Annotated in this window: 6 protein-coding genes; all 6 read left to right on the forward strand. The window is 66.6% G+C overall.

Annotation, left to right across the window (positions count from 1 at the left end; genetic code table 11):
* Positions 1-186: 186 nt before the first annotated feature.
* Positions 187-1,485 (forward strand): FAD-binding oxidoreductase, encoded by a 1,299-nt coding sequence (locus N5D48_RS25440; protein WP_279888841.1) that lies wholly within the window; start codon positions 187-189, stop codon positions 1,483-1,485.
* Between the two features lie 40 nt (positions 1,486-1,525).
* Complete coding sequence (locus N5D48_RS25445) at positions 1,526-1,891, forward strand: cupin domain-containing protein (RefSeq protein WP_279888843.1); 366 nt, start codon at positions 1,526-1,528, stop codon at positions 1,889-1,891.
* Between the two features lie 214 nt (positions 1,892-2,105).
* Positions 2,106-3,077, forward strand: coding sequence for a LuxR C-terminal-related transcriptional regulator (locus N5D48_RS25450; RefSeq protein WP_279888844.1), 972 nt, complete (start codon positions 2,106-2,108; stop codon positions 3,075-3,077).
* Between the two features lie 127 nt (positions 3,078-3,204).
* Positions 3,205-4,044, forward strand: a complete 840-nt coding sequence (locus tag N5D48_RS25455) for a transporter (protein WP_279888847.1) — start codon at positions 3,205-3,207, stop codon at positions 4,042-4,044.
* A 9-nt stretch (positions 4,045-4,053) separates the two neighbouring features.
* On the forward strand, positions 4,054-5,223 hold the full coding sequence (locus tag N5D48_RS25460) for an MFS transporter (protein ID WP_279888845.1): 1,170 nt from the start codon (positions 4,054-4,056) through the stop codon (positions 5,221-5,223).
* The coding region (locus N5D48_RS25465) for a class II histone deacetylase (protein WP_279888846.1) at positions 5,220-6,278 on the forward strand (1,059 nt) is incomplete at its 3' end. The genes N5D48_RS25460 and N5D48_RS25465, both read left to right, overlap by 4 nt.

Here is a 6,278-nt window from a genome sequence, read left to right on the forward strand (position 1 = left end):
CCCTGTCGGCGTACACATCGCGGACGACGTACGGTCCCAGCGTAAACACATCCCCCCGTCACACAGAATCAAATCCCTGGCACACTCAGGCAAGACACCTACCGCGCGTTAGGTGCCCAATGGCTGCCACAGCCAGCGCTTGTGCAAGCCCTGCTTCCTAACAATTCCAACTGTCCAGGCTGCGCCATGATCAACATCGAAACGCCCACCTACTACACCGCTACCAAGAAATACAACCTCAGCTTCCCGACCCTGGAAAGCGATATCGAAGCCGATGTCGTGGTGATCGGCGGTGGCTTCTCGGGGATCAACACCGCCCTGGAACTGGCCGAGAAAGGCATCACCAATGTCGTCGTGCTCGAAGCCCGCTACCTGGGCTTCGGCGGCACCGGTCGCAATGGCGGGCAGATCATGGCCGGCATCGGCCACGACCTGGAAAAGATCAAGGGCAGTGTCGGCGAACAAGGCTTGCGCGAGATCTTCGAGATCAGCGAGCTGGGCGCCGGCATCATCAAGGAGCGTATCGCCCGCTACGCCATCGACGCCGACTTCTGCCACGGCTACGGCTACATGGGCTTCAACGCCCGCCAGGAAAAGACCCTGCGCGCCTGGGAGAAAGATTTCAAGGCGATCAACGGCAAGGACGAAATTCGCTTTCTCGGCGGCTCCGAAGTCAAGCAGATCATCGGCTCCGACGCCTACAGCAGCGCCCTGCTGCACATGGGCGGCGGCCACGTGCACTCGCTGAACCTGCTGCTCGGCGAAGCCCAGGCCCTGGTCAGCCACGGCGCGCGGATCTTCGAGCACAGCCCGGCGCTGGAGGTGCATTACGGCGAGCGGATCACCGTGCGTACCGGGCGCGGCTCGGTCAAGGCCAGCAAGCTGCTGTGGGCCTGCGACAGCTTCCTCAACAAGCTCGAACCCGAACTGCACGCCCGCACCGTCAACACCTATGCCTTCCAGCTGATGACCGAACCGCTGTCGGATGAGCAGATCCTGCGCATCAGCCCGATCCGCGGCGCCTACAGCGATATCCGCCCGGTGATCGACTACTACCGCGTCACCCGCGAGAACCGCCTGCTGTTCGGTGCGGCCACGCCGTTCGTGGAACACATTCCCAAGGACCTGAAAGCCTGGAACCGCAACCTGATGCTGAAGATCTTCCCGTACCTGAAGGACGTGCGCATCGACCTGGCCTGGGGCGGACCGATGGCCACCAGCGCCAACCTGTTCCCGCAGATCGGCACCCTGAGCAACCGCCCCAATGCCTTCTACGTGCAGGGCTACTCCGGCTTCGGCGTCACCCCCAGCCACATCATTTGCAAGATCCTCGCCGAGGGCATGAGCGAAGGCTCCAGCCGCTACGACCTGATCAGCTCGGTCAAGCATGCGCGCATCCTCGGCAAGGACCATATCCGCCCGCTGCTGCTGACCGCCGGCAAGACCGTGCATCAGCTGTCGGGCTTCTTCAACGGTCGCCGTTGATCGCTTTGCGAACCCTTTGAACACAACCAGGAGAACCACCATGACCCTCACCGCCGTCCGCCAGGGTGTGCAACTGTCCGAACTCGATGCCTGGGGCACCGTTGCCGACTTGGGCTCGACCATCCTCGAAGGCGAGGTCAAGTGCTACGGCAAGATGACCCACGGCGCCCCGACCGATCCGGTCAGCAGCGCCTACTTCGGCACCACCCAGGGCAAGTTCCGCATGGTCTACCCGTTCAGCGAGCAGGCGGTGATCGTCACCGGCGAAATCCAGCTGACCGATGAGTCCACCGGCCAGGTCAGCCGCTACAAGGCCGGCGATGCCTGGTTCGTGACCAAGGGCACGCCGGTGCTGTGGGAAGTGCTGAGCGAGACCTTCGTCAAGCACTACTTCGCGGTCATCTGATACACCCCCGTGGGAGCGGGCTTGACCCGCGATAGCGCACGCCGGTACATCCTCGTCAGGCGGGCTAATGCTATCGCGGGGCAAGCCCGCTCCCACGCCGATGACGCTTCAGGAACAGCATCCTGCATCTGCAGGATGGTCTTCCCCCTTCCCTCTTGGCGATACTTCCCCCAGGCCCTGACAACAACAAGAACGTCGCAGCCAGGTACCGCCCATGTCCGATTTCCTTGCGTCCTCCGGCTTCACGCTGTTCAACGCCCTGGTCCTGGAACTGCAACGTCTGGCCCAGGAGCAGCCGCTGCAGAGCTTCCATGACCGCATGCTCGAACGCGCCGGCGAGCTGATCCCGTTCGACAAGGCCTGGTGGGGTCGCGCGGCGCTGGTCGACGGCCTGCCCCACGAACACAGCAGCCATGTCTACCGGCTGCCGCCCGGCTACGTGCAGGACTGGCAGTCGATTCGCCATCAGGACATCACCGTGCAGCAGGTGCACGCCCATCCGGGCCGCTCGGTGATCGTCGACAGCCAGGCCAACGACGCCCCCGAGGGCCTGCGCTGGCTCGGCTCCCGCCACGGCTTCGGCGAATTCCTGTGCATCATCCATATCGACCCGCAGACCCGCCTCAGCGTGCACCTGACCCTCTATCGGGCCCAAGGCGCGGCCACCTTCACCGCTCACGAGCGCTTCCTGCTCGATCACCTGATGCCACATCTGGTGGCCGCCGAAGGCGCCAACCAGATCCGCGCCCTGGTCGCCCTGCGCGAGGCACTGGACGGCGCCAACACCTTGTCGCTGGCCGTCTGCGACCGCCAGGGCACGCTGCACCACGCCGAGCGCGGCTTCGTCGAGCGCCTGCTGCTGGAGTGGCCGCGCTGGAGCGGCCCGCACCTGCCGCCCGAGATCAGCCCCGCCGCCTACCAGGGCCAGCACCTGCAACTGGAGGCCACCGCGGTGGGCGACCTGTTCCTTCTGGCGGCCCGGCCCCGTTCGGCCCTGGCCCAGCTCAGCGCCCGCGAGGCGGACGTGGCCGAGCGCTTCGGCGGTGGCGGCACCTACAAGCAGATCGCCCGTGAGCTGGGCGTGGCGCCCAATACCGTGCGCCACCATATCCGCAGCATCTACAGCAAGCTGGGCGTGAACAGCAAGGCCGGGATCACCCAGCTGCTGCATCACCCGCCGCTCTGACACCTTCAGCCGCAACCCGCCCCGCCGCCTTCGTGGCGGGTTTGGGGAGCCTTTGCCCGCTGTTCAGCAATCACAACAACAAAAAAGGAACACGCCCATGCTCCACCCTCGGACCCGCTGGCTGCCCATGGCCCTCACCTTGGCCTGGGCCCATGGCCAGGCCGCCGACCTGAACGCCCGCGACTTCGTCAGTGCCCCGGTAGGCGCCAGCCTGGGGGTCGCGTACCTGCCGCTGACCCGCGCCAACGACTACCACGGTGCCGCCGACAGCACTGGCAAGGCCGACCTCTCGGTCAACGCCTTCGCCTACCGCCAGCTGTGGTTCAGCGACATCTGCGGCACGTTGTGCACGCCGCAGTTCATCGTGCCCTACGTCGACACCCAAGCGCGCCTGCCGGGAAGCGACGGCCACACCCGCGAGCGCGGCATCGGCGATCCGCAGGTCGGCGGCACGCTGTTCTTCATCAACGACCCGCAAAACCGTACCTACAGCGGGCTGCTGGCATTGCTCAGCGTGCCGGTCGGCGAGTATCACGGCGCCAATCCCGGGGTTTCGCCCGGCGCCAACCGCTGGGCGCTGCACCTGAACTACAACTACACCCAGGACGTGGGTGAGCGCTGGCTGCTCGAAGCCAACCTCGAAGCCCAGCTGTACGGCCGCAACGACGATTACTTCGACAGCGAGCTCAAGCAGAAGCCGCTGTACCGCTTGCAGGCGTTCGCCTCCTACGACTTCACCCCTGTCACCTACGGCGCGTTGCGCCTGATCCATGCCGATGGCGGCGAGCTGGAGCTCGATGGCCGGCGCCTGGACGACAGCCATCAACGCACCACCCAGCTCGGCTTCGAACTCGGCCACTGGCTCGATCGACGCAACCAGGTGCTGCTCGGCCTGACCCGCCATGTCGCGACCGACAACGCCTATGCCCAGGACAACCTGCTGTTGCGCTTCGTCCACGTCTTCTGAGGAATCGCCATGCCTGTCTTCACTGCTATCGGTCTGCCGCCACTACGGCTGCTGGCCATCGTGCTGTTCGCCGCCGTGGTCCCGTGCGTGCTGATGACCGCGCCGGTGGTCGCCGGCCAGTATGCGTCGCAACTGGGCCTGGGGCCGGCACGCATCGGCCAGTTGTTTTCCGCCGAACTGGCGGCCATGAGCCTGGCCACTCTCCCGGCCTACTACTGGCAATCGCGTTGGGACTGGCGTCAGGTTGCGCGCGGCGCGGCGATGCTGTTCATCCTTGCCAACCTGGCGTCGGCCGCCTGCGACGTCTACCTGCCGCTGATGGCCTTGCGCGTGCTCAGCGCGCTGGCCGGCGGCACGCTGATGGTGCTGTGCATTGCCAGCGCGGCCGGCAGCCAGCAGCCAGACCGGGTGTACGGACTGTGGGTCAGCGGCCAGCTGATCCTCGGCGCCGTGGGCCTGTGGCTGCTGCCTCCCCTGTTCTCGTCCTTCGGGCTCAAGGCCCTGTACCTGGGGCTGGCGCTGCTGATGCTGCTGTGCCTGCCACTGGCCGGCGCCTTTCCTGCCTCATCCAGCCCAGGCCTCAGGCGGCCGGCACCGGGCTCGCGCGAGCAGCGCTGGCTGCCCGGCCTCTGTGGCCTGCTGGCGGTGCTGTTGTTCTACACCGGGCTCAGCGCCGTCTGGACCTTCATCGGCAGCATCGCCGCCAACGCGGCCATCGACCCGGCCAGCAGTGGCCGGATCCTTTCCATCGCCACCTTGATGGGCATCGCCGGCTCGCTGTGCGCAACGCTCATCGGCCCGCGCTGGCCGCGCAGCCTGCTGCTGGTGCTGGGTATCGGACTGATGGCGCTGGCGGTCGGTCTGCTGCTCGGCAATCCCGAGCTGGGTCGCTTCGCCCTGGCCGCGCTGCTGTTCAAGTACTGCTGGACCTTCGCCCTGCCGTTCATGCTCGCCTGCCTGGCCGATCACGACCGTGACGGGCGCCTGATGAACAGCGCCAACCTGGTCATCGGCGGTGGCCTGGCCCTGGGCCCGGCCATCGCCGGCCCGCTGCTCGAATCGAGCTACGGCATGCCCGCCGTGCTGCTTGGCAGCATCGGCTGCCTGCTGCTGGCGTTCAGCAGCCTGATGCTTGCCCGCGTTCCCCGTTCCCTGCTCACCACTGGAGTTCACCCATGAGCCGCCGTACCGCGTTTTTCTCCGATGAGCTGTGCCTCTGGCACAGCGCCGGGCTGCACGCCCTCACCCTGCCGGTCGGCGGCTGGGTGCAACCGCCTGCCGCCGCGGGTTTTGCCGAATCGCCGGAAACCAAGCGGCGCCTGAAGAACCTGCTCGAGGTCTCGGGTTTGTCGCGCCAGTTGCTGCAGCGTGGCGCCGAAGCCGCCGCCGACGAAGACCTGCTGCGGGTGCATCCGGCACACTACCTGGCGCGCTTCAAGGCGCTGAGCGACGCCGGTGGTGGCGAACTCGGGCTGCAAGCCCCGATTGGCCCCGGCACCTATGAGATCGCCCGGCTTTCCGCGGGTCTGGCGATCGCTGCCGTCGACACGGTGCTGCGCGGCGAGGCCGACAATGCCTACGCGCTGTCGCGTCCGCCAGGGCACCACTGCCTGGCCGACCAGGCCATGGGCTTCTGCTTCCTGGCCAACATCGCCATCGCCATCGAGGCGGCCAAGGCGCGCCACGGCCTTGGGCGGGTCGCCGTGATCGACTGGGACGTGCACCACGGCAACGGCACCCAGTCGATCTACGAGCGACGCGGCGACGTACTGACGGTCTCGCTGCATCAGGAACACTGCTACCCGCCCGGCTACAGTGGCGCAGAGGAACGTGGCCTGGGTGACGGCGAGGGCTGCAACCTGAACATTCCATTGCCGGCCGGCACCGGGCATGCCGGCTATCTGCAGGCGATGGAACACATCGTGCTGCCGGCGCTGCGGCGCTTCGAACCCGAGCTGATCGTGGTGGCCTGCGGCTACGACGCAGGCGCGGTGGACCCGCTGGCACGCATGCTGCTGCACAGCGATTCGTTCCGGGCCATGACGCGGATGCTGCGCGAAGCTGCCGAGCAGCTGTGCACAGGCCGCTTGGTGATGGTGCATGAGGGCGGGTATGCCGAAGCCTACGTGCCGTTCTGCGGGTTGGCGGTGATGGAGGAACTGGTGGGGGTGAGAACAGCGGTGGAGGACCCGATGCTGGCGTTCATCGAGTTGCAGCAGCCGGGGGTGGAGCAT

It is taken from the genome of Pseudomonas sp. GD03858 (assembly GCF_029840925.1).
Taxonomy (GTDB): domain Bacteria; phylum Pseudomonadota; class Gammaproteobacteria; order Pseudomonadales; family Pseudomonadaceae; genus Aquipseudomonas.

What these genes read in the sequence shown, in the direction of transcription:
- N5D48_RS25440 (WP_279888841.1), top strand. Translation starts at nt 187, where the DNA reads ATGATCAACATCGAAACGCCCACCTACTACACCGCTACCAAGAAATAC.
- N5D48_RS25445 (WP_279888843.1), top strand. Translation starts at nt 1,526, where the DNA reads ATGACCCTCACCGCCGTCCGCCAGGGTGTGCAACTGTCCGAACTCGAT.
- N5D48_RS25450 (WP_279888844.1), top strand. Translation starts at nt 2,106, where the DNA reads ATGTCCGATTTCCTTGCGTCCTCCGGCTTCACGCTGTTCAACGCCCTG.
- N5D48_RS25455 (WP_279888847.1), top strand. Translation starts at nt 3,205, where the DNA reads ATGGCCCTCACCTTGGCCTGGGCCCATGGCCAGGCCGCCGACCTGAAC.
- N5D48_RS25460 (WP_279888845.1), top strand. Translation starts at nt 4,054, where the DNA reads ATGCCTGTCTTCACTGCTATCGGTCTGCCGCCACTACGGCTGCTGGCC.